Source organism: Peribacillus sp. B2I2 (genome assembly GCF_041261685.1).
In the GTDB taxonomy this organism is placed as follows: Bacteria; Bacillota; Bacilli; order Bacillales; family DSM-1321; genus Peribacillus.
Genome location: NZ_JBGCCB010000002.1, coordinates 1 through 24,608, shown reverse-complemented (window position 1 = coordinate 24,608; position 24,608 = coordinate 1). Strand labels below are relative to the sequence as shown.

Here is a 24,608-nt window from a genome sequence, read left to right as displayed (position 1 = left end):
CTTATTAGGGGTTAGTTATTGCCTATCCCGTTATTAAATTGCGAATTTTTTTTCAGTACTAACTCTGCAGTAATTGGTAAATGATCAGATGCATTAGTGTTTATAACTTCCCCAGTCCTAAACTTGACATCTTCAGAAGTGAAAATATAGTCGATGCGACGATCTGGTTTATCTACAGGTATGGTAAAGTCATCATTTTGACCGAGTTCAGCAAATACGTCTTTATATTGTGTAGACATCTTTTGAATTTCTGAGCTTTCAGGTGTAGCGTTGAAGTCTCCTACAAAGATACTTGTTCCTTCTTTTTGTTTTGCAATGTCAAGTATCTCCCTGATTTGTAGATCCCTCTGTTCGGCTCTTTTATTGTCAAGATGCGTATTGTAAAAGTGAATATGATTTCCTCTCACGTTAATCACAGTATCCAATAGACCGCGCTGCTCTGTAGGGTTTACTGGATATGGAATATTGGTGAGCAGATGATTTTCGGCAGAAAGGATAGGATATTTACTTAACACGGCCGTTCCGTATTGGCGACGGTGTTCTCCTTCTTGTAAAGGTTCATAGTCAAGATTTGCACCATATGCATAATGCATTCCTAAGTAAGTTGCCAACCATTTCGCTTGATCTTCGAAATTACTTCGCTCGGAAAAATGATTATCTACTTCTTGCAAACCAATGATATCAGCACCCGATGTTTTAATAATGTCTGCAACTCTTTTCAAATCCAAAATGGCATCTGTTCCCTCTCCATGATGAATATTATAAGCCATAACTTTAATGTCAGTCTCATTACCCCTTTCAACCATTGGTAGTTCTGTGGCATGAGTTTCACTATTGTACGAGAACATTGGAATCATGGACAGCAATAAAATAAATAATTTTTTAAACAAGGCTAACACCTCTCAAAGTTTTCTATTAACTATTTTTAGAGTATAAAATTTTTATTGTCGAAATATTAAAACTTGGTGGCTTACTTTATTAAATAAATAGATTTTCTCTGAAACTGATTTCATTGAATTATTTAATCTTTAATAACTTTTCTTGCCTTATACCCCTTAGGCAGTTCGAATCCACGCTCTTCCATGACCTCACGCAGACGGTCTGGGTAGTCGGTGATGATTCCGTCGACTCCGTCGTCAATAAGCTTATTCATCGTTGGCATATCGTTGATTGACCACGGGATGACCTTCATGCCAGACTTGTGCGCAGCCTCCACCATGTCCTTTGTTACATAAGGTACGTAGTTCTCGTCAGTGATTTTTCCGTTTTGTGGGAATCCGTGAACAGGAGAGATTGCATCCGCGCCAAACGATTTGGCTGCCGCCACAAGGTCTCCACCGAAGTCATCGATGTCGATTCCACCCAGCCACGGAGAAGCCCCCGGTTGGCCTGGCTGTAAGAATTGCGGACCATTGGTCAGTGCAACGACAGGTAAGCTTGGCTCTACCTCTTTCATACGCATAAGCGCGCCCCAGTCAAAGCTTTGAATTGAAACGCGGTCAAGCAATCCTGCCTCGCGAACGTGTTGAGCGACGATTTGTACGAACTCTTCACGTGGAGCTGTCTCCCAAGATGCACCAGCCTCTACCTTTGTCTCAATGTTCATCCACACCTTCTTGGCTTTGTAGTGCTTCACAAGGTCGATAACCTCGCTTAGCAACGGCATTTTAGCGCCTGGGCTCGGTTGCTGATCTGGGTATTCAGGCTTGGTATTTGTACCACAGTCCATCGTACGGATCTGAGCAAGAGTTAGGTCCTTTATATACTTGCCTACGTATGGGAACTCTTGGTCACCAGCGAAAGCAGGGGTTGTATCCTTACAATTTCTTCCTGATATTTTGCGATCATGTGTGACAACAGCCTGGTGGTCCTCTGTGATTTGCACGTCAAGTTCAAGTGTATTTACACCCATTTCTAGTGCATGGGAGAACGATGCAATAGTCGACTCGACAGTAAGCCCCATTCCCCCGCGGTGTGCCTGAAGGTCAAAGGTCTTTGGACCGAAGCTCCTACTATCAGAACGGTCTGACTCAATATCAGCCAAAGCAGGCTGTGCTGAAAACATCATAAGTGCAGCAATCACTGCGGCTAAGGTCTTTTTTTTTTCCCATTTACTCCACTCCTTATTTATCCGGTACATTTTTAAGAATAGATGGAAAGTGTAAATCCTCATATACGTAGATGTTAAGATAGAATAAAGAAAGGTAAAATTCAAGAGAATAATAGGAATCCGTTTATAGGTAGAGGTTTTATTGTAAGCTTTGAACAAATAATTTAATCCTCATAATTAATAGAAACGTAAAATAATAGTAGTAAATACATTTTTTTCGGGAGATTTTCTTAACTAACTTCCCCGTTTGTTCTATAGAAAAAGCGATTCTTACTAAAAAATCGCGTCCGATTGTTGAAGATCTTCCCAGAACATCAGTAAATCCGTTTCTCTCTCGTAGTAATGAGCATTTTCAGCATTCTGATCTATTTTGAAAAATAAATTAACGTTGGTGTTTAGGAGAGGATAAAGAAAAAAACGGGGTTGAATAATCATTACATTTTCAAACAATTCCTATAATGATTTTTTGAGGTTTATATGTTATTAACACCGAGGATTTGTCTTATGAGTACTGCTGGATTACAAAAAAGTGCTTATGACACTTCAAAGTGCGTACTTCTCAAGTGTGGTTCCTTGATGCAAAATAATAGTGAACTAAGCACAGTATAGAAGGAGCTGGAACACTATGAATAATGTACCTCAAACACGCACACGCAAAGTCGCTTTGGTCGTAGGCGCAAATGGTGTCATCGGTCGTAACCTCATTAATCACCTAATTTCCCTCCCTGATTGGGACGTGATTGGCGTATCACGTCGAGGCGGAGATTCTGACGGCCGTGTCCGGTATGTGGCTGCGGATTTACTCAATATTGACGACACCCGCGAGAAGCTAGGGTGTTTAACTGAGGTAACACATATCTTCTATGCCGCCTATCAGGACCGTCCAACTTGGGCCGAACTTGTTCCTCCCAACCTCGCCATGCTAGTGAACACCGTAGAGGCGATCGAACCAATCGCCTCTGGCTTAAAACATGTCAGTTTGATGCAGGGTTACAAGGTATACGGAGCACATCTCGGCCCATTCAAGACGCCTGCTCGTGAGACAGATGCTAAACATATGCCGCCCGAGTTCAATGTTGATCAGCAAGATTTCTTAGAACAAAGGCAAAAAGGTAAGGCTTGGAATTGGTCGGCGCTCCGTCCTTCTGTAGTCTGTGGCTTCTCGCTTGGAAATCCGATGAACCTCGCCATGGTTATTGCGATCTACGCCTCAATTTCGAAGGAGCTTGGACTTCCGCTGCGGTTTCCCGGCAAGCCTGGTGCTTACGACAGTCTCTTGGAGATGACGGATGCGGGGCTTCTCGCGAAGGCAACAGTATGGGCGGCGACTGAAGAACGTTGTGCCAATCAGGCATTCAACATCACGAACGGTGATCTGTTCCGGTGGAATGAATTATGGCCGAAGATAGCTCACTATTTCGGCTTGGAGACGGCGCCTCCGCTGCAGATGTCACTGGACGTTGTCATGGCGGACAAGGAGCCACTTTGGAACAAAATGGTCGATAATCATGGGCTTGCTAGTCATTCCTATAAAGACCTATCATCCTGGAAATTCGGTGATTTCGTGTTCTCTTGGGATTACGATTTCTTCGCCGACGGAACTAAGGCCCGTCGCTTTGGTTTTCACGAATACGTCGATACCGAAGAGATGTTTATGAACATCTTCGACGACTTTCGGAAACGCAAAGTCATCCCATAAACGCAAAGCGGGCCTTGTATACAAGGCCCGCTTCTTATATGTTCTGTACGTCTTCAAGCTGTGGATTGGCCAGAAGGGTAGCCCTTCCTCTGTACTTTCTCTCTATATGCGAATCCCCCCACCTACACATCAGATGCAGGATCTCCTTTAGACTCCAGCCGTAGTCTGTCAACTCATACTCGACTTTTGGTGGAACCTGATTATAAGAAATGCGTAAGACGACACCTTCCTCTTTTAGCTCCCGAAGTTGCTGCGTTAACATTTTTTGAGTAATTTCGGGTATCAAGCTTTTCAATTCATTGTTACGTTTCTTGCCAAATGTTAGATGAAAGAGAATCGCAGGTTTCCACTTTCCTCCAATTACCTCTAAAGTTGCCTCTACCGCAGTGTTGTAAATCTTATCAGGGTTCTTCATTACACACCTTGGCTCCCTTCTCCTAATATTTTGACACAGGTCACTGGTAAACATCCGATGAATTGGAGACATTAAATGTCCGTCTTTGAACATTATAACTGCAAGCAAAATATTGCGCTATCCAGCCCACGTTAATTGTATAACTAATAGTTCGGTTACTTACGAATAATCCCTTCTCTTATTCAAAATATCGCCCTTGAACAAAGATCAAACAGCACTCTTCAGCTAACCTGCCCCGTTGGTTCATTAAGAAAAGCGATACTTATTAAAGAATCGCGCCCGTATAAAAAAACATCTGAGACTTACGAAATGGATGGAAAGAGTAAATGGATTAAGGTTGAATTTGTAAAAATAATCACTATTTTGTATTTAAAGGAGCATCGGTTTCGATGTCTCTTTTTTGCTGTAATATTTCGCGCTGAAAAATACACATGGAAACAGTGCGAAAGTATATGTTTTTCTCACCAAACTCTCCATTGAGGGAAGCCGTTTTAGGTTCTCACCTCAGGGCTTTTCACTTATCTCTTTTCGTTCATGTAAAATATCTTGAATGATTTCAATATGAACAAAAGCCCATGATTTTTCATGAAAATGAAGAAACACACTTATGGCGAGAATGGAAATATAAGTTAAAACAAAGACAACCCAAAGCAAACTCCCATCTTTGAAAAGGAAATCTTGTAATTGTTTTGAAAACAGAAAAAAAAGCCAAGGTCCAGAGGATATTATAATAGGAATGATTCCCGATCCGTTTTTCTCTTTTATCATACAATAATTAATTTTTTTTAACGTATCGCTATCAATCGAACTATAAAAATTTCGAATTTCTTCCACTTCTTTAAGTTTCTTCATACATTTGAAAGATCGGTCTTTGTATGAGACTTTTTTTAATTGAAGATAAATTTTATGAGCATCTCCACGTAATGAAAACATATGTCTAATCTTTTTCCTCCTTCCAAAAAACTCCTTACTAGAGGTTTTGTAATAATCCGTCTTTTTATTTTACAAATTATTTGTACTTCCCATATAGCTAAGCTTCTCGTTAGCCACCCATGAAGCGCAAAAATCAGCGCTTCACCACCGAGAATGAAAATGGCGAAAAACCGTCAATACTAATGCTAAGGCTGTGAGAGGAAGGTCGATAAACTATGTCATTAGAGCCCCTTCGTTAGCCCTTTAGGTCCACAAGAAAACAAGGTTGCCGCAGCAACCCTTCTTATGGAAGTAAAGCACCCGTTAGCATTCCTGTAGTTCGTTATTTTTCAGCTTTGAAAAAAATAGGGCTCCTCAGTAAGATATGAGTAAGACACCACTCTAACTCAAACCCTAAGGAGGAACCCTAATATGAAGTTTAAAATGCAAGATAAACAAAATCAACTAATAGAAAGAATTTCCGATAAACACCTTGTTGTTGGAGTGGATATTGCCCAACAATTACATGTGGCTAGAGCAGTGAATTTCCGTGGAATTGTAGTCGGAGATCCACTTACATTTGAAAATAATGAAGATGGGTTTGCTAGTTTATTAAAATGGATGGATAAGCTTCAAAGATTAAATAAACTTGAGGTAGCCTTCGTGGGAATGGAACCTACAGGACATTACTGGATTAATCTTTCAAAATGGCTATTTAAACAAGGAATCGAGGTAGTAACGGTAAACCCCCACTTAGTAAAAAGGAATAAAGAAAACCGTGATAATACTCAGTCGAAAAGTGATAGGAAAGATGCCCTGGTCATCACTGATATGGTGAAGAACGGTTACTACGCCTTTGTCAGGGACACTTCAGAATCATTTGAGATACTTAGGGTCCTTATGTCTAACCGTGATGTGGTAGTTAAACGACTCGTTAGCACGATTAATCAATTAAACCGTTGGGTTGATATTGTCTTTCCCGAACTCAGGCAGGTATTTAAAGACATTACTGCTAAAGGGGCTATTGCCACACTTCGTTTATTTCCATCTCCAATGGAACTTCGTTCCCTGAAACCTGATGGGTCACAGTGTGCCCTTTTGTTTAAGAAACCTGGTACTCGTACATATTTGAAATCCTACGAATAAGACAACATTCAAAATTAAAGTTAACTATTTTGAATGATACATTCTATATAACTAATGTTTTATTTCTATGCTGCTAATGGGATCAATACTTGGACTTTATTTGGACAATAAGACTCGTTTCGTCGTGCTATTCCTACAAAAATCCTTGCTAGTTTACCTATGAGTTTCATGATTGATTTCATTTTCTTTATCTTCTTTACCTTCACATTATGGGAATGGACGGCCTTAAACTCAGGGTTATTCATCACAAGGCTCATAGTTGCTAAGTAGAGGAATCGTCGTAGTCTTGACCTTCCACGCTTTGAAATGACAATCTGACCTTTCCATTTGCCTGAACTTGCTTCAGCTAGATGAAATCCCGCATGCCGCAATAGAGAGTTTCCGTGAGAGAAACCACTTAGATCTCCTGATTCACCCAGTATCCCGGCTAATGAAATTTCACTTATTCCTTTAATCATAAGTAGTTTTTTTGCAAATGGTATTTTGTAGAGAACTTCTTTAACTTGTTGTTCAACTCTTTCGAGTTGTTTGACAGCGAGGTCATATCCTCTAATAATTGTTCTAAATGGAATTTATAAGCATCAAGAGCTTGTCCGGTCCCAATAGAGGATTTTGCTAGATTGATTAGTAATTGAGCCTTCTTGGGTCCTGGTTGTCGTTTCATTAAAGACTTCCAACCCCTCATGACATCTAGTGTTTCTAGTGAAGATATTTCATCCGGTGTAGGAAATAAACGAAGGGTTGCGATCGCCCCTTTGCACGTTACATCTTTAAACACTTGTCTGAGTTCAGGAAAGACCACATCCACCCATCGATTTACTTGATTAAAAGACATCACGAGACGTTTAACAATCACATCACGATTAGACATTAGAACTCTAAGCTTCTCAAATGATTCTGATGATGGGCGAATAAAGGAATAGTAGCCGTTTTTGACCATATCCGCGATAACGAGCGCATCTTTTTTATCACTCTTAGATTGGGTATTATCACGATTCTCTTTATTCCTTTTTACTAAGTGGGGATTGACTGTTACAACCTTAATGTTTTGGTTATATAACCATTTTGAAAGGTTAATCCAGTAATGGCCTGTAGGCTCCATACCTACTATTGCTGCATCTAAGTTTTTTAATCTTTTTAAATCATGAATCCATTTTAATAGTTTAAGGAACCCCTCTTCATTATTTTCAAATGTAGGAGGGTCTCCAACTACAATTCCACGGAAGTTAACTGCTCTTGCAACGTGTAGTTGTTGAGCGATATCCACACCAACAATAAGGTGTGGATCGGAAATTCTTTCTATTAGTTGATTTTGTTTGTCTTGCATTTTAAAATTCATAGTAGGGCTTCCTCCTTAAGACTCTGAGTTAGATTGGACTCTATACTCGTATCTTACTGAGGGGCTCTATTTTTTTCAAACCTGATATTTAACGATCTACAGGAATGCTAACCTGCCCCGTTAGTGCCATAAATCGAGTAGGGGGAGGCGCCTAGCCTCCGACCTCTCACACCACCGTACATACCGTTCGGTATACGGCGGTTCAGTTTAAGTCTGACGTAGTTTTGTATATCGTTCATATAGATTGACTAACCCTTGGTGGTGCCAATAAGCATTATTAAGGGTTTTGTCTAGAACAGGACTATGCGCTATGCGCCAAAAACCCTTTCTGCTATTTCCCCATTCATATGCTTTTCCAAATGGGACGCCTAATCCTTTGAGTTTCCTCACTCTCGTTCTTGGCAATTTCCATTGCTTCCATAGGCACATCCTGAGTCTTCTTCGAATCCATGAATCTAAATTCTGCAATACGTTCGGAGTATCAATGAGGGCGAAATACCCCATCCAACCTCTAAGGTATTGCTTTAACTTATTTATTCGGAGTTTCATGGGTATCGGTAATTTTCTCGAGGTCATTTCCCTGATTCGTTTCTTTACTCTCTTCACCGTTTGTTTAGCCAGTAGAACCTTCGGGTTCTTCTTTGACTTCGTGAAACTAAAACCGAGAAACGTTCTGTTCCAAGGGCGATCATACTTCGACTTCTCGTAGTTGACCTTTAGCTTCAGTTTATTTTCAATGAAGCTTGAGATATTTCCCATTGCACGTTTGGCGGCTTTTCGTGTCTTCACAAATATAGTACTGTCATCCGCATACCTTACGAATCGAAGATTGCGTTTCTCTAGTTCTTTATCTAAATCGTCTAACATGATATTAGATAATAAAGGACTTAACGGACCTCCTTGCGGAGTTCCCTCCTCACTTTTATGAAAAAGTCCGCCTATCATAATGCCTGCTTGAAGGAATTTTCGAATCAGTTTGAGAACTCTGTTTATCTTCAATTTTCCGCTCTAACATTCCCATGAGCTTGTCATGATTCACTTTATCGAAGAACTTCTCCAAGTCCATATCCACTACCCATGTATAACCTTCGGTTATATAGGACTTTGCCTTTCGAACCGCCTGGTGCCCTTGTTTGTTAGGGCGAAATCCATAGCTATTCTCCGAAAAGGTTGAGTCATATATCTTGGTCAATATTTGGGCAATGGCTTGTTGAATGAAACGGTCTAGAACGGTTGGAATACCCAATAGCCGAACTCCGCCGTTTGGTTTCGGGATTTCGATACGACGGACGGGCTGCGGTTGATAGGTACCCTGTAAAAGGGCAGTTTTCATGTTGTACCATTCGGTTACGAGGTGCGGTCTCAGGTTTTGAACCGGCATTCCATCTACACCATGGCTCCCCTTATTTCTTTCAACACGCTTCAATGCCTGTATTAAGTTTTCCCTCTCTAGTATCTGTTCCATTAACATCGTTGATATCCTTTCTACGTGGATAAATGGTCTATTTGTGCCTTTATCTGCTCCGCCTTTTTGAAGTTCCCCGTGTATTCACCACTTCTTCCTTCAAATAAGTTCCGTTAGGAATTGTTTGCTTCTTCGCAGATAACGAACGCCTAGTATTCATCCTCCTTAATCTGTTCGGTCCTTCCTTATCTTCTCGAGTAGACAAGTACTATGACCTCTGCTGACTTCTGATGATTCAGCTGTCCATCACTGGACAGGTTACCAAGTGTACTTGGCTGTCATCAGACCTCCCCGAGTAAGAGTGCAATCTTTCCCTCCATCTATCTGCTTCATTTACTCTGTACCACCTTCGGCAGTAAGGACTTTGTTTTGTTTCGCAAACTCATCCAATGATACCTAGCCTTATATGAAGTTCGTGTTCCTCAGACCGGAGGTTTGCCGCTTGCTTCCTTCAGATTCCACGTCACCGTGGACACCCTTGCATTAAGCTAACCATTACTACTGCCTTCATGGTTCGGGACTCACACCCTATAGATTGCACCCATGCCGGGCGCACGAAAAAGCTGCCTTTAAGACAGCTCCGATCTTGAGCTAACGCACCCGTTAGTTGAATAAGATATTAAGGTAATCCTAAATTATTAATAAACTTTTGTATCATTATTTATATTTTCAATTTTAATAAAGTCGAACTCTGCTTCGTAACCTTCTCCTTGTGGGCTGCAAGCATAGATGCCAACTTTAATATTATCTGTCTCTTTAACGAGGTGGGTCATTCTTATTTGTCTCCACGAAATACCATCTAATGAATATTCAACGTAGTAATTGTTTTCTCTTCTGGTTATTCGATAAAAAAGTGAATTCTGGTCTTCTGAAAATTCCTGACTAGACCAATCAGAATAACCTTGATTAGTTACAACAACACCTAATTTACTATTGCCATCAGGTATATATTCAACAGAAGTCTTTAACCAAGTATCACTTGAAAATCTCACCATTAAGCCAGCTTGGTCGTATCTATTCTCTGGTTTTGATTTTACTTTAGTAGTCAATCTAAAGTCTCTGTTTACTTCATAGTACAAAAAATGTCCATTATCAGCTTGAAAACCATAATGTGTTTTTTGCCAAAAATCTGTTTGCTTATCAGTTTTAATAATTAAGTTCGAGCTCTCGCAATTATGATTCCACTCGTTAGGCGGGGAAAACCATTTTAAATTTTTATCTATTTCGGTATTTTTGAACTCCTCTATCAGTATGATACTATCAGTCATAATCGTTGCCACCTTACTGTTATTAATTAAGAAAAGAGCCGCCTTATTGAACTGCACCCCAATTGTTAGACAACATCTAACAATTGGAGGTGTATTTTTTTGACTAAATATACGATAGACGAAAAATCAAATGCAGTTTTAGAGTTTTTATTCCTTGAAATCAATCGACTATAACAGGACAGAGGCTCCACATAACCTTTAAGAGCCTCTTCCCTGCTGGTAACTGTTATTTTATATAAACTTAGCTTATCTTATTCGTAATTTCCTCCAACAGTTATCGTGTCATCTGAGAAATTTTCTATGCTACCTTGTTTCTCATAAAAGTGTTTAACATTCGCCAACATCCCTTCGCGTGTATAAAAAGGGTCATCTGTTAAAAGGGGAAGCTTTACATTGACACCTAGGTTTGCAGATTTATAGATGGCTGTAATAAGTTCAAGTGTTTTTCTTCCTTCTGTTCCATCAATTAAAAGCTGTTCACCATCATTAATGGCCTTTAAAAAATTATTTACTTGTCCAGTATGACCTTCGAATCGTAACTCCGGATATTGATTAAAAACTTTTTGAATGCGATTTTCTAAATCTACATTATTTTTTTCTTGGGGAAAGCCGTTTTCTTTAGATACTTGAGCTGCTACTTTCCAAGGAACGGATATTCTTGCTTTTTCACCTTGAAAAATGAGTTGCTGTTCTTCTCCGTGATGAACAACAGAACTTGTTACTTGCGCCAAACTGCCGTTTCCATAGCGAAGTACAGCTACAGATAGGTCTTCAACTTCTGCATTATCATGTAGAGCATTAGTAGTTGCTGCAAAAATATCAGTTGGCAATCCTAGCATCCACTGCAGCATGTCAATATGATGAACAGCATGATTTAATGTACAACCGCCACCTTCTTTTTCCCATGTGCCTCGCCACCATAAATCATAATAACTATGACCACGCCACCAAAAAGAATCAACTTGAGCATGAGCAACTTTTCCAATTAAATTTTGATCCAGTACATGTTTTAATCTCATAATAGGAGTCAAAAATCTATTTTGAGCAACGACGGATAACAGCTTCTGACTTTCAATAGATGCTTTTATCATTTCATCACATTCTTTTAGAGAAGAAGCCATAGGTTTTTCAACTAAGACATGTTTCCCTGCCTTAATAAAATCAATAGCAATAGGTGCATGCGTATAAGGAGGGGAACAAATAGAAACAGCGTCAATAGTAGAGTCATTCAATAACTCTTGATAATTTGCGACAACTCGGGCTTCTAAATTATATTTTCTTACTATAGATTCTGCTTTTTTAGGGTAAATATCAGCTAAAGCTACAATTTTACAAGTTTCGTGCATTGCAAGATAAGCTTCAATGTGGGCAGTTGAAATAGATCCAGTTCCTATAATTGCGATATTGGTCATGTAGTTCCTTCCTTTCAGAAAATAAATGTTTAATTCGATCATTAAGATAATGCTTTCAAATAACTTATTAACAATTATTCTAGTACTGAGCGAACTTAATGCAGTTAATATTCTGAGTTTGATTAATTTAGATTTTGCATGACTTCAGCTAATGAGACTAGTATTATCACTTTATGAGTAATAGAAGTTACACTAGAATCTTTAGGGTTAATATCATTCTTACTTTCTTCTACAGGTATATTGTTAGTTTGTAATTTTTTTAAATAGTTATTACTGAATGTCCTGCTTTTTAAAATCTGGGTATTCAAAACTGTTGGGCTGATGCTGATATCCTACGTTATTATTACCCCAAAGCTTCTCATACTCCCAACCTGTTAGCGATTTCAATACAGTTCGTGTGTCTTCATTAACATTTTCCATTGAACCATTATTCTTTAATCTATTAATTTCTCCAAGCAAAATAGAATGTGTTTTCTTAGATAATTTAAACCTGAATGCAACAATTAAACTAATTATAATTAAACCTACTGTCCCAAAAAATAGAATACCTGCAATCCCATTTATTGCTGTAGTATCCTGTGCCGTTGCACTTGCATCAAATCCACTTTTCTGTAAAAAAACACCTACCAAGAATGTTGCTAAAGCCGTAGTACTCTTACGTGTAAGAGTCATAATACCTGCAAATATTCCTTCTCTTCTTTTACGAGTTACCATTTCATCTACATCAGGGATAAAAGTGTAAATGTTCCACGGTATATAATATAGTCCACCTTTCCCGATTCCGAAAATAATAGAAAAAGCATAAAGCGCAACAATCATATAAGTGGGTTGTACGAGGTATAAGAATATATAACCACATATACATGTAATTATGGAAATATATGACACTTCCAACGATAATGCAGGACCTATTTTAATAACGAGCCAACCAAACAATAATGTACATATCATTTGAAGTACCGAGCTAATAGATAATAAGTCAGATGCCAACACTGCATCTTTATTTAAAGAAAAGACAACAAAGTAAACAAAGACAGCGTTTAAAATATCCATAGCTGTAAAAGAACAAATGTACATCGTGAGATGCTGGCGGAAACTTCTAATTCTAAAAGTAGATAATGTGTCAATCACAAATTTTTTAAAAGCCTCTCTAAGAGGTACTTTTTCTACAGTAGAAGGTTCTATAATGTCTTCTTCGACTTTACGTTCCCACGTTGTTTTATGTGTAATTAATAATGAAACCATAAATATCACAGTGAAGATAATCCCATTGTAAAGAAAAACCTGGGGTGAATCTTTTCCGAATATTTCGAATAATCTCCCTGGAACAAAAGTAGCTAAAAATGCTCCTAACCCTGAATAAACTAATCTTATAGTTGAAAGCTTAGTACGTTCATTAAAATCATCAGTCATTTCAGCACCAAGTGTTTCAAATGGAATTAATACCATTGCTGCAAGAAATTCGAGTAAAGTATAAACAGTTAAGTAATACCAGTAATTCATATCAGAAACCCAAAGTAAAGAGTAAATAAACATCAAAGGACTTCCAACTAACAAAAAGAATCTGCGCCTTCCAAACTTTTTTCCAAGTTTTGTACGACCAAAATTGTCTGTGATATGACCCATAAGTGGGCTTGCAATGGCGTCAACAATACGAGCAATAGCAATAATAGATCCTGCTTCAACAGGGGTAAGATTACAAAATGTAATGAAAAAATATAGCATCCATGCTCCTATTATTGCGAATGCCCCTCCTCCAAATAAATCCATTGTTCCGTAACCAATAAAATTTTTGAGTGTTAGTTTCCTGCTTGCAGACCTCATTTTTCTCTCTCCCCTCAAAAAATGTGATAAGAGATTTCTATTAATATTATTTGGCACAATATCCATAAAAAAATTTGGGGATTGAAATTACTTTATAAGTATAGAAGATTAATAGGAATATTTTTATTCTTTACTTATCAACCCCATTTTCAACTTATTTTAAAATTGAAGGGAATATATAGAATATAGAATAATGAAGTATTACAACAAATATACTTAAAATGGTAAGGATTTATTAAACAACTGAATACATCCTTAACTCCACATCAGCAAGTATTGTCACTTTAAAACCTCCGCTTTTGACGATATCACAGTTGCTTCTTCTTGAGCTTGCAAACATAACTCTGCAGCCTTAAATGCATGAGCTTGAGTCATTGCATTCTCCGTTCGATGTATGCAATCCATTATTAATTGTCCAAAGAAAGGAAAACCAACCTTACCTGATAATTCAAAATGCTGTTCTCCTTCTTTATTGACTAAATACAGATGATCGCCCTGTTCATCCCGTGCTACATCTATGTATTTACGTAGCTCAATCGTCCCTTCTGTACCTGTAATAAAAGTACGTCCATCCCCCCATGCAGAAAGCCCATCAGGTGTAAACCAGTCAACTCGGAAAAAATGAGTGGCTCCATTATTCCCTTTTAACGTGGCATCACCGTAATCTTCTAGTTCAGGATACTCTGGATTATTATAATTTGCTATTTTACTGTGTAAAACTTCTGCATCAGAACATCCTGTATAGTGTAAAAATTGTTCAATTTGATGGCTTCCAATATCACACAAAATACCACCGTACTGTTCTTTATTAAAAAACCATTCTGGACGACTAGAAGCATTCAAGCGATGAGGACCAAATCCGGTAACTTGAATAACACGGCCAATCGCGCCGTCTGCAATTAAATCACCTGCAAATACTGCACTCTCCACGTGAAGTCGTTCACTAAAGTAGACCATGTATTTTCGACCCGTTTTTCCGACAACGCTCCTTGTTTCTTCTAATTGAGACAATGTTGTAAAAGGCGTTTTATCGGTGAAGTAGTCTTTGCCTGCTGTCATTACTTTAATACCAAGAGCACTTCGTTCTGATGGAATTGCAGCAGCTGCAACTAGCTTAATAGCTTCATCATTCAAAATCTGTTCGAGAGAATCTGCTATTTGAACACTCTGAAATTTCTCAACAAATTCAGCCACTTTTATTGGATCTGAATCATATACCCACTTTAACGTCGCGCCTGCTTCAATCAATCCGTTACACATGCCATAGATGTGTCCATGATCAAGTGTAGCAGCTGCGATTTGGAATTCTCCTTCTTTTACAACAGGATTAGGCTTTCCTTTTGGTGCATATGTCATACCATCTTTACTCATAAACTATTCCTCCTTAATGTGTTCCAGCTACATTTAATGTCGTATTTGATGTATTTTTCTTTTTAAAAGTAGAATACGTAATCTTTTATTGTAAAAACATCAATGAATAGATTTGCATCGATTGGTATTTCCACTAAATTTTTCGTCCAGACAGATAAATAAATAGCATTTGCGATTTCTAATCCTTTTATTCCTTCTTCACCGGACGCCAGTAATTCCTCTCCTCGAGTAATAGCACCTATCCAATTTTGAATAATACCTAGATGACCTGTATATTTTCCCTGTATGGGAAGTTCTTCTTTGCCCAATCAATGTGCTTCCTGTCTGGATCGCAGACAGCTGTTAAAATGACTCCTTCAACCCAGTGAATCAATGTGGTATAAGGAATAGATAGAGGTCTTCTTAACACTTTTCACTCACAATCTCATACATCTATTCAGAAAAAGCTCAAACTACCATTATATTTTCTTTGCTTTTAGCATGTATTTTGTTGTAATATTTTCACTTTTTTTTATCATATTTCGATCTTGAATTTTTCCAAATAGTAAGGTTAATATGAAAGGTACAACAATAACAATCAACATGCCAAGAATAAATGCTATCCAGTTCTCTGGAAAAATGGAAAGAGGGGCTGGAATACCACCAATACCAATAGATGGTGCTTTTACTCCATTAACTGACACGACTACACCCGCAATTGATGAACCAATAATAGCTGCGATAAATGGATAGCGATATCGTAAGTTCACACCAAACATCGCTGGTTCTGTAATTCCTAACCAAGCAGAGATTCCTGAAGTAAATGCTAAACCCCTTAACTTTTTGTCATTTTTCATTAATATCATTATTGCAAATGCTACTGAACCTTGTGCAATATTTGATAATGCAACCATCGGCCATAAAGATGTACCACCGGTACTTCCTATCAATTGAAAATCAACTGCTAAAAAGGTGTGCTGCATACCTGTAATAACCAGTGGAGCATATAATCCCCCGTATACTAAACCACCAATGATTGGTGCTGTTTTGAATAACCATATAATTGCACCTGTAATAATGTTTCCTATTGAGAAGGTAATCGGACCAATTACAGTGAATGTTAAAATACCCGTGATCAACAAAGCTACTGGAGCAACAACTAAAATTTGAAAACCATCTGGAACTCGTTTCCGTAGAAATATTTCAATTTTCGATAGTAGAAGTGAGGCAGCCAAAATCGGTAAAACCTGTCCTTGATAACCAACTTTTTCTACATGAAAACCAAATAAGCTCCATGTATCAACTTTGCCCTTTGCCAATTCCTCACCATAACTCCATGCGTTTAGCAAATCAGGATGCACAAGCATTAGCCCAAGTACAATTCCTAAAAGAGGACTTCCCCCAAACCGATTAACAGCTGACCAACCAATTAGTCCTGGCAAGAAAACAAAAGCTGTACTGGCAATTAGGTTAATGATATTCGCTAAATCTTTCCATTCAGTGTGAACATCAACGAAGGATTTATTATCATAAAAAATGCCTGAACCTGTTAAAGTGTTACTGATACCCATTAGTAAACCAGCCGTCACGATTGCAGGTAAGATTGGGATAAAGATATCAGATAAAGTTTTAATCGCACGTTGAATTGGATTCAAGCTTTTTGCTGCCTCGTTTTTGAGCTCCTCTTTTGACGATTCACCAACTCCTGTAATAGAAATCATTTCTTTATATACTTTTTCTACAGTACCTGGACCAATCACAACTTGAAACTGACCGTTAGTAGAAAAAAAGCCTTTAACAAGATCATGGCTATTTAAGGACTCCTGATTTACTTTGTTTTCATCTTTTAAGACTAAGCGTAATCTTGTGATACAGTGAGTTGCTGCTGAAATATTCTTTTCACCCCCAATTGCATCAATAATTTGGGAAACAGAATGTTTATCGACCTTCATTTTTATTCCTCCCCGTTGTTGTTTAAAATACAACTTGTAAATAGTGAACTTTCACCCTAACCTTATATTCTTAGAGCTATCATAATCACTTGTCTTTTCACGGTATATATTTCTTAATTTCCTAAACAAAAGGAAATATATAAATATATAGATTAGAAAATTTACTTTTCCTCTTATTTATATGAATTCCAAATCCATAAACACCTAATGACAACGTTTTCAAACTATTGCAAGGAAACATACTAATAACCCTTCATTATAAAACCTAGACCATATTTAGAGTGGAAAAAATGAAGGGCTTTTCACTTACAGATAGATCAACTTTTCATTTTTTTTGCTTCACGGTACTATATTGCCAGCTGCTTTGTAAATTTGATACCACTCCTCTCTGGTTAATGGTATTTCTGATCCCTTACACGCGTCTGTCATTCGTTGTGTGCTTGTAGTTCCAAGAACCACCTGAATATTACCTGGATGTCTCGTAATCCACGCGACAGCTACAGCTGTATCCGTTATTCCGTATTTTTTAGCAATACTGTTAATGACTTTGTTCAATTCTGGAAAATTCTCTAAATCCCCAAGAAATGTGCCATCCAAGAAACCATTTTGGAATGGAGACCAAGCCTGCATAGTAATGTCATTTATTCGACAGTATTCTAAAATGCTACTATCACGATTGACGGACTGTTCAATATTCATATTTACAGCAATTCCAGAATCAATTATTGGTGTATGTGCAATACTAAACTGGAATTGATTTATTACCAATCTTTGTGAAATGTATTTTTGAAGAAGTTCAATTTGAGTAGGATTATGATTAGATACACCAAAATATCGTACTTTACCACTACTATGCAGTTCTTCAAATGCTTCAGCGACTTCATCAGGCTCCATTAATGGGTCTGGCCTATGAAGAAGTAATATATCGAGATATTCTGTTTTTAGTCGTTTTAAAATACCATTTACCGAATGAATGATATATTCCTTTGAAAAATCATAGTAACCTTTTCCACGACGAATACCACATTTACTTTGTAAAATCATTTTTTCTCGGATGCTTGTGTTCAACTGAATAGCCTCTGCGAAAAATTCCTCACATTGCCCAAGTACATCTGGACCATAGATATCTGCATGATCAAAAAAATTAATACCCTGTTCCATAGCAGTTCGAATCAATTTTTCAGCCTCTAACAAAGAGAGTTGTTTTAAACGCATATTTCCCATAATGATGTTAGAAGCTTTCAAATCGGTGTTCGTAATCTTATTGTATTTCATATACTAGTTCCTCCTTTAGTCCTTACTAGTACAAGATAAACTATAGAGCTTACTCTAGGTCAATAACAAAAAAAATATTGACAAAAAAATGTAGCTAGAGTAGTCTCTAAATCAACTTTTAAAGTTTATGGAGGGAATATATTGAACTATACAATTTCACAAGTTGCAAAAAAAACAAACCTGTCTATATATACCATAAGGTATTATGATAAAGAGGGACTTCTTCCATTTTTACATCGTACAAAAACTGGGAACAGGATTTTTAATAGGCACGATATAGAATGGATTGACCTAATTTGTTGTTTAAAAAACACAGGTCTGCAAATTAAAGATATACGCATTTTTATTGAATGTTTTACAAATAATGAGCCTTCTATAGAAAAAGGTCTGCAAATTCTTACTTTGCATAAAAAGAACGTTCAACAACAAATAAAGGATACGGAAAAACATCTTAAATCGATTGAATATAAAATTAAGCATTTACCACAAATGTACAAGGATAAATTGTCAGAAAGCTCTCTTTAAAGAGGTAAATACGTTAAGAGGTAAAGAGTCGGCTATAGCGAGGGACCTTTTTTATCTCTTGAACTAACAGGTGCTTAATTTCAAGAGTAAGGGTTGCTGCGGCAGCCTTTTTCTTATTGTGCTTAAGGGGGAGATTGATATAATATGAAAATCTTGTATAGTAGAATGTACATATTGGGAGGATTAGTTATGAAGAGAATTGCAATAGATATGGACGAAGTTATTGCTGATTTTATTCTCAAACATTTAGAACTTGCGAAATCAATGAAATCAAAAAATAAAGGAAAAGGTGTTACTTTAGATATGACTTGGGCTTTGGTATATTCAGTTAAGTCTAGATAAAATCAAGAGCCGACACTAATCGTTTAATAATGTGTCGGCTCTCAATTGAATTGATTTTAGATGTTACTGGTATAATTTCATTTGCAAAGCCTACTGTTAGTTTGGGTGTATTTCTATGATAGTTCTAGAAAATTTAATGATTATATTACATCAGAACGAAATCTTCTATTCATTTCTTTGGTTAATAACGATATAAAATTGGGGTCAATTTCTAATTTTTTGGCTTTAAGATAGGTATTAATTAATAATTCATCGCTTAACTTTTGAAGCAATATTATTCCTCCCTTTCAACTCCTTTTTAGAACTCTCAATTTTTCCTTACCACGCACCTTAACATCAAAATCAGGATACTTCGTTTTTAAGTAATCTTCTACTCAATCCCGTCATTGTTTATGTGGTTCAGTACTTTGGTTTCTAGTAACAATACCAATCTTTCAAAATTAAAAATCACATCTCGATTAAAGGAAGTTACACCAAAATAAACCCTTTGGGAGCAAAAGGGTCTATCGTTTTTTACTTTTATTGTTTATGTATGATTTTATTCAGCTAAAAAAAGATATGTTTTCTAAGTCCTCTCCCGGTACCGGCCCCACCTACGCCTTATACTATGACAGCCACACATGCCATCCAACCCATTTTTATCATAAAAGAAAGCGCTTACATTTCCAATGATTACTAGAAAACAAATTTGAATCCCTAATGATCATTGGACTTCTTATCTTTCGATTTAGTGTTGCATGGTTGTTCCTCTTAGTAGTAGTTTCTCAGCTTCAATTACACGGGAACCCTTATCATGTAGGTATTCAAGTGAGATCCCTATTCTTAATGCTGTTTGTTCAATTAATCTAATTTCATGATACATAGCATCAGACAAGATTCCTTTTTCAATGTTCTTATTTATTTCAAAATAAAACCCAGCCAATAATCCTAACGGTAATTTATCGTAAAGGGAACTTTCTTCTTTCTCCATAAGTCACCTCCTAATTAGACAATACAAAAAACTAGCATACATTGAAAGATTTTTTTAATTAAACATAAATCAACAGCTTGGAATTAGAGATAGTCCCTGTTATCTATGAAAAAGAAACAGATTCTAGCCATAAGCTAGAAAAACACACAGTATTTTAAGGGGTCTAAGAAGTCGAATAAGCACTTTTACACTACGACCTTACTATTAATAAAAAACGCGTTAGAAGGTTAGCTAGGCAGTCCATGGCCGGGGGGGGCGCCCCTGGAGGCTTTCCCTCCCATGTCTCAACGGGTCAATTGCCCTATCATTCCTTCGTCATGCCTATCCAAGGGGTGGAGGCCAGTTATGCTAACCTGATGGGTCGGTGCCCTTTTGTTCAAGAAATCTGGTACTCCGTACATATTTGAAATCCTACGAATAAGCCAACATTAGTAAAAAGAAAACTATGAACATCAGTTTTTAAAGGTTCCCTTCGAGAACCCTATTAAGACATCCCCCTTTAAAACTACGCAACCAGTTCAGTAATAGGTTGAACTTTATCTGCACAATAAGACTCGTTTCTGCGTGCTATTCCAACAAATATCCTAGCTAGCTTACCTACCAATTTCATAATCGATTTCATTTTCTTCATTTTTTTCACTTTAACATTATGGGAGTGAATGGCTTGAAATTCCGTGTTATTCATCACAAGGCTCATGGTGGCTAAGTAAAGGAAACGCCTTAGCCTGGATCGCCCTCGCTTAGAGATGACAATTTGGCCTTTCCACTTTCCAGAGCTTGCTTCAGCCAGATGCAACCCAGCGTGCCGAAGTAAAGAATTACCGTGTGAAAAACCACTTAGATCTCCTGCTTCACCTAATATTCCGGCTAAAGAAATTTCACTAATTCCCTTTATGGCAAGCAGCTTCTTGGCAAAAGGTATTTGTTTTAATACATCCTTAACCTCTTGTTCCACTCTTTCGAGTTGTAAGACTGCGAAATCATACTCCTCTAATAATTGTTCCAAATGGAATTTATACGCTTCAAGTGCTTGTCTTGTGCCGACAGATTTCTTAGCTAACTGAAGAAGTAATTGAGCTTTCTTTAATCCAGGCTGCCTCTTCATTATTGATTTCCATCCTGAAACAACATCATGTTCATCGAAAACAGATTTAATCAATACTTTCAGTTCTGCATCTGGATCAGGACGACCGAAGTTTTTCACCCAATAGTAATACGTGCTACGCGGAATGTCAGCGAGCTGTATAAGTGCTTTCACCGAGAATGCATTCCTTAATTCATAGACTACTTGTGCTTTGTCTTGTTTGGTGATTTTTCCTTGTTTTGAACTAAGGCATTCAACTTTTTTAAATAGGCATTCTCCATACGTAAACGTTCATTCTCCGCCTGTAAAGCCTCTATTGATCCTTCATCGGGTACTTGAGTATTTGATGTCTTATTATTTTTATTTTTCATGGATGGACGCCCCTTTTTCTTTGATTGTAGGGCATCAAATCCTTCTGTTTCATAAGCAACTTTCCATTTTCGAAGCGTTTCATAAGATGGAATATTAAAAATCGCCGCTGTTTTCCTGATAGACGTCCCTTGTTCGTTCATATAATTGAGTACATCTAGTTTAAACTGTGCGGGGTAGGGTGTATAGCGTTTTTCAAAAGCATCATCACCAAAAAGTTCAAATTGTTTAATCCACTGATGAAGTAAACTCGGATGAACACCAATAGATTTAGCAATGGTTTGTCCTCCCTCATTACCATCTATATATTGTCTTACTGCCTGTATTTTTTCTTCTGAAGAAAATCTCGCCATAAAAAACTGCACCTCCAGTTGTTAGTTGTGTCTAACAATTGGGGTGCAGTTCAACGTTAAGGAGTCGACTTTTTTACTTCTTCTTACAGAACTAAGACTTAACAATATGGATTCCCCTTTCGCTAAGTGGGTTGCACCGGTAGTTGCATAAAGAAAAAGCTGCACTTTAAGACAGCTCCGATCTTCAGCAAATGCACTCGTTAGTTCCCAAGGAACCATTCTTGTTAGGTTCACTATTGCAGATTTATTTTATCTTTTCTTGAACTTCACTCCCGTATTTCTATCCTACTAAGCAGCTAATGGAATCAATCTCATATTCCTCACGGCTAGTTGCTTATTTAGTTCCACTTCCATTTTCCAAAGCTTGGAGAAAATTTCGGTCATCATACTGAGGGACGAATAAAACCTCTCCTGAGAAAAAGCAACTTCCTCGCACCAAGTCTCCATTTATCATAATTCCTACAACTGGACCTTTTTGACCGGAATACATATATATATGAGATTGATTGGCCTTATAAATAATGAACACAGTAAGGTAGTTTACAACTTGTTACAGAATTTCATTCTCCCCCCTCTTTGTTGCTGCCCGTTGAGTAGAAATAAAATTTAATACATGTCGTTTTCCAGGTGCTGCCTGAATAGCTCCTTTTACGGAAGCAGTGAGAGCTCCACTTGCATTTGCAAAAGTAAGTAATCGTTGATGATTTTCACTCACTCTTTCACATAGATTTTCTTTAGATATTTCAAGTGACACTAGTTCGGATAAGAAACCTCCGATAAATGCATCACCTGCACCAGTTGTATCCGAAACAATTACTTTAAATCCTTTGTCTTCATATTCCTCTCCATTTTTCAAATAAATATTTGCGCCATCACTTCCTTTTGTATATACGACTACTTTCACGTTACCGACAAAAAGGGATTTAATCGCTTCTTTTTCCTTATTAATATTTGTTATAAAATATAATTCTTCATCGGAAACTTTTACAATATCAGCTAGAGGCAAGAAGTTTAGTATGGTACGCCGACAGCTTTCTTCATCAGGCCATAAAGGAAGCCTTACATTAGGGTCAAAACTTACAATTCCACCTATTTTATTAAATCTGTCTATCACTTTTATATGAGTTTGTTTCATTGGACTTTCAACCAAATCCACTGAGCAAAAGTGAAGAAGATCTCCTTGATTAAACCACTCTGACTTCACCTCATCTGGTGAAAGTAATAAATCAGCTGTATTCTTTCGATAAAAATTAAAACTTCTTTCTCCGAAATTATCTACAGATACAAAGGCTAATCCAGTTTCACCTTCATCGCTTCGAATTATGTAGGAAGTGTCTACATCATTTCCTTGAAGCACGTCCATTAAATAATCACCAAAATTATCATTAGCTATCTTGGTTAGCATGACGGAATTCCCACCATATTTTGCAATTGCAATCGCAACGTTCATAGGAGCTCCACCGGCAACACGTTCAAAACCAGTAACCTCTTTTAAAGATTTTTCTTTTTGAATAGGAATAAAATCAATTAATGTCTCACCAATACAAAAAATCTTTTTCAATGTATTCACCCCTAAACAAGGAACAAGTGTCTAGACACTTGTTCCTTGTTATTTTATTTCCAGATGTCTTTTAGGTTCCAATAAGTTATTTCCTTGACTTGTACATCACCATTCTCAGTAAATAACTCAATACCTAATCTATCTTCATTCGGATAGATACGACTTGTCATGGTCGTTTGTCCATCATTCGCAAAGATTTCAATGGAAGATCGATCAATAAATACACGTAGGGAAAGCTCTTTATTTGTCTCAAGTATTGTGTTCCTAACACCATCTTCCACTTTTCCTGACTTGGAGCAATCAAGTGTTAGCTGTTGTTTAGCTAAGTGATACGTTAATACTGTTTCTTCTTGGTTAACTCCACGAAGCTTTAGACCGACAGATTGAGCACTACATTTAGTTAAGTCAAACACAGCTTTCACTTCAAGTAAATCCTCTTTCGTTTCTATCAAATAGCTTTCAGAAATGGATTGATTTGTACACTCATTATGTTCAGAATCTCGTAATAAGATTAATTCCTCAACAGGATTCATTAAAATCTTGTTATGATCCCCTAGCGTTATTTCGCGTGGTAATGTTAAGGCACCACACCATCCATCTGCTTTAGTTGGCATGTTTGACTCCCACATATCCATCCAACCAATCGCAATTCGACGACCTTTATCATCTAATAGGGTTTGAACTGCATAAAAGTCATGTCCATTATCTAGTTCAGTAAATGACCCATGAACAAACTCGTTTGTTTCGTAATTATAATCTCCAACCAAATAACCTGTTTGGAATAGATTATTATATAAATCTCCAGTTGATTTAATACCTTGAGGAGAGATCATTAGAATATATTTTCCATCTAATTCAAAGAAGTCCGGACACTCCCACATATATCCAAGCGAGCCATCACTTTGTGCAAGAACACCAATGTATTCCCACTTCAATAGATCAGATGAACGGTATAAAATAACTCTTCCGACATTCTCCTTCGTCGAATTTCCTAAAACCATGTACCAGGCATCATTGTGCTTCCACACCTTTGGATCACGGAAGTGATGTGCACTATCTACTGGTGGTTTAGCAATAACCGGATTTTCTCCAACTTTCTCAAATGTTATGCCATCCGTACTGACCGCAATATTTTGATTTTGATAGAAGAGATCTTTTTCCTTGTCTGTATAGTGATGTCCTGTATAGATTAGGGTTAGTTCACCATTATTATCAACGGCGCTTCCTGAGAAACATC

The 24,608-nt window shown here is 37.4% G+C and carries 19 protein-coding genes and 4 pseudogenes; 4 read left to right on the top strand and 19 right to left on the bottom strand.

Annotated features, from left to right (window positions below; translation table 11 throughout):
• Positions 1–11: 11 nt before the first annotated feature.
• Together ABIE66_RS28135 and ABIE66_RS28130 are read right to left on the bottom strand one after the other, a co-directional pair.
• A complete protein-coding gene (locus ABIE66_RS28135; RefSeq protein WP_370017148.1) occupies positions 12–890 on the bottom strand; it encodes an endonuclease/exonuclease/phosphatase family protein in 879 nt (292 codons plus the stop codon).
• A 131-nt stretch (positions 891–1,021) separates the two neighbouring features.
• Positions 1,022–2,269 (bottom strand): glycerophosphodiester phosphodiesterase, encoded by a 1,248-nt coding sequence (locus tag ABIE66_RS28130; RefSeq protein WP_370017147.1) that lies wholly within the window; start codon positions 2,267–2,269, stop codon positions 1,022–1,024.
• Between the two features lie 466 nt (positions 2,270–2,735).
• Between ABIE66_RS28130 and ABIE66_RS28125 the strand changes: the two genes are divergently transcribed.
• Positions 2,736–3,809 (top strand): SDR family oxidoreductase, encoded by a 1,074-nt coding sequence (locus ABIE66_RS28125; RefSeq protein ID WP_370017146.1) that lies wholly within the window; start codon positions 2,736–2,738, stop codon positions 3,807–3,809.
• A 34-nt stretch (positions 3,810–3,843) separates the two neighbouring features.
• Here ABIE66_RS28125 and ABIE66_RS28120 read toward each other — a convergent pair whose 3' ends face one another.
• Together ABIE66_RS28120 and ABIE66_RS28115 are read right to left on the bottom strand one after the other, a co-directional pair.
• Complete coding sequence (locus ABIE66_RS28120; RefSeq protein ID WP_370017145.1) at positions 3,844–4,224, bottom strand: winged helix-turn-helix transcriptional regulator; 381 nt, start codon at positions 4,222–4,224, stop codon at positions 3,844–3,846.
• A gap of 504 nt (positions 4,225–4,728) precedes the next feature.
• Positions 4,729–5,076 (bottom strand): hypothetical protein, encoded by a 348-nt coding sequence (locus tag ABIE66_RS28115; protein WP_370017144.1) that lies wholly within the window; start codon positions 5,074–5,076, stop codon positions 4,729–4,731.
• 492 nt (positions 5,077–5,568) lie between these two features.
• Here ABIE66_RS28115 and ABIE66_RS28110 point away from each other — a divergent pair.
• Positions 5,569–6,213, top strand: a pseudogene (locus tag ABIE66_RS28110) (IS110 family transposase); the annotation flags it as partial.
• Between the two features lie 134 nt (positions 6,214–6,347).
• Here the strand turns inward: ABIE66_RS28110 and ABIE66_RS28105 are convergent.
• The 9 genes and pseudogenes from ABIE66_RS28105 to ABIE66_RS28065 form a co-directional block, all read right to left on the bottom strand.
• Positions 6,348–7,621, bottom strand: a pseudogene (locus ABIE66_RS28105) (IS110 family RNA-guided transposase).
• 207 nt (positions 7,622–7,828) lie between these two features.
• Positions 7,829–9,092, bottom strand: a pseudogene (ltrA, locus tag ABIE66_RS28100) (group II intron reverse transcriptase/maturase).
• A gap of 632 nt (positions 9,093–9,724) precedes the next feature.
• A complete protein-coding gene (locus tag ABIE66_RS28095; RefSeq protein ID WP_328131988.1) occupies positions 9,725–10,354 on the bottom strand; it encodes a DUF1349 domain-containing protein in 630 nt (209 codons plus the stop codon).
• 251 nt (positions 10,355–10,605) lie between these two features.
• Positions 10,606–11,766: a Gfo/Idh/MocA family protein gene (locus ABIE66_RS28090; protein WP_370017143.1), complete on the bottom strand. Its 1,161-nt coding sequence runs from the start codon at positions 11,764–11,766 to the stop codon at positions 10,606–10,608.
• Positions 11,767–12,036: 270 nt separating this feature from the next.
• Positions 12,037–13,590 (bottom strand): MFS transporter, encoded by a 1,554-nt coding sequence (locus ABIE66_RS28085; RefSeq protein WP_370017142.1) that lies wholly within the window; start codon positions 13,588–13,590, stop codon positions 12,037–12,039.
• Positions 13,591–13,869: 279 nt separating this feature from the next.
• Entirely contained in the window at positions 13,870–14,961 is a 1,092-nt protein-coding gene (locus tag ABIE66_RS28080) for a Gfo/Idh/MocA family protein (RefSeq protein WP_370017141.1), read from the bottom strand.
• Between the two features lie 62 nt (positions 14,962–15,023).
• Entirely contained in the window at positions 15,024–15,269 is a 246-nt protein-coding gene (locus ABIE66_RS28075; protein ID WP_370017140.1) for a hypothetical protein, read from the bottom strand.
• A 150-nt stretch (positions 15,270–15,419) separates the two neighbouring features.
• Entirely contained in the window at positions 15,420–16,892 is a 1,473-nt protein-coding gene (gene treP / locus ABIE66_RS28070) for a PTS system trehalose-specific EIIBC component (RefSeq protein WP_370017139.1), read from the bottom strand.
• 339 nt (positions 16,893–17,231) lie between these two features.
• A complete protein-coding gene (locus ABIE66_RS28065) occupies positions 17,232–18,167 on the bottom strand; it encodes an aldo/keto reductase (protein WP_370017138.1) in 936 nt (311 codons plus the stop codon).
• Positions 18,168–18,308: 141 nt separating this feature from the next.
• Here ABIE66_RS28065 and ABIE66_RS28060 point away from each other — a divergent pair, with 141 nt between their 5' ends.
• Together ABIE66_RS28060 and ABIE66_RS28055 are read left to right on the top strand one after the other, a co-directional pair.
• Positions 18,309–18,692, top strand: a complete 384-nt coding sequence (locus ABIE66_RS28060; protein WP_370017137.1) for a MerR family transcriptional regulator — start codon at positions 18,309–18,311, stop codon at positions 18,690–18,692.
• Between the two features lie 189 nt (positions 18,693–18,881).
• On the top strand, positions 18,882–19,034 hold the full coding sequence (locus ABIE66_RS28055) for a hypothetical protein (RefSeq protein WP_370017136.1): 153 nt from the start codon (positions 18,882–18,884) through the stop codon (positions 19,032–19,034).
• A 140-nt stretch (positions 19,035–19,174) separates the two neighbouring features.
• Here ABIE66_RS28055 and sda read toward each other — a convergent pair whose 3' ends face one another.
• The 6 genes and pseudogenes from sda to ABIE66_RS28030 form a co-directional block, all read right to left on the bottom strand.
• Positions 19,175–19,306, bottom strand: a complete 132-nt coding sequence (gene sda / locus ABIE66_RS28050; RefSeq protein WP_370017135.1) for a sporulation histidine kinase inhibitor Sda — start codon at positions 19,304–19,306, stop codon at positions 19,175–19,177.
• 455 nt (positions 19,307–19,761) lie between these two features.
• Complete coding sequence (locus ABIE66_RS28045) at positions 19,762–20,004, bottom strand: hypothetical protein (protein WP_370017134.1); 243 nt, start codon at positions 20,002–20,004, stop codon at positions 19,762–19,764.
• Positions 20,005–20,509: 505 nt separating this feature from the next.
• A protein-coding gene (locus tag ABIE66_RS28040) for a helix-turn-helix domain-containing protein (protein ID WP_370017133.1) occupies positions 20,510–21,810 on the bottom strand; the annotation gives its coding sequence in 2 pieces (ribosomal slippage) (positions 20,510–21,354 and positions 21,354–21,810; 1,302 coding nt in all).
• 346 nt (positions 21,811–22,156) lie between these two features.
• Positions 22,157–22,318: pseudogene (locus tag ABIE66_RS29080) on the bottom strand (ROK family transcriptional regulator); the annotation flags it as partial.
• 42 nt (positions 22,319–22,360) lie between these two features.
• Complete coding sequence (locus ABIE66_RS28035) at positions 22,361–23,371, bottom strand: carbohydrate kinase family protein (RefSeq protein ID WP_370017132.1); 1,011 nt, start codon at positions 23,369–23,371, stop codon at positions 22,361–22,363.
• A gap of 53 nt (positions 23,372–23,424) precedes the next feature.
• The coding region (locus ABIE66_RS28030; RefSeq protein WP_370017131.1) for a glycoside hydrolase family 32 protein at positions 23,425–24,608 on the bottom strand (1,184 nt) is incomplete at its 5' end.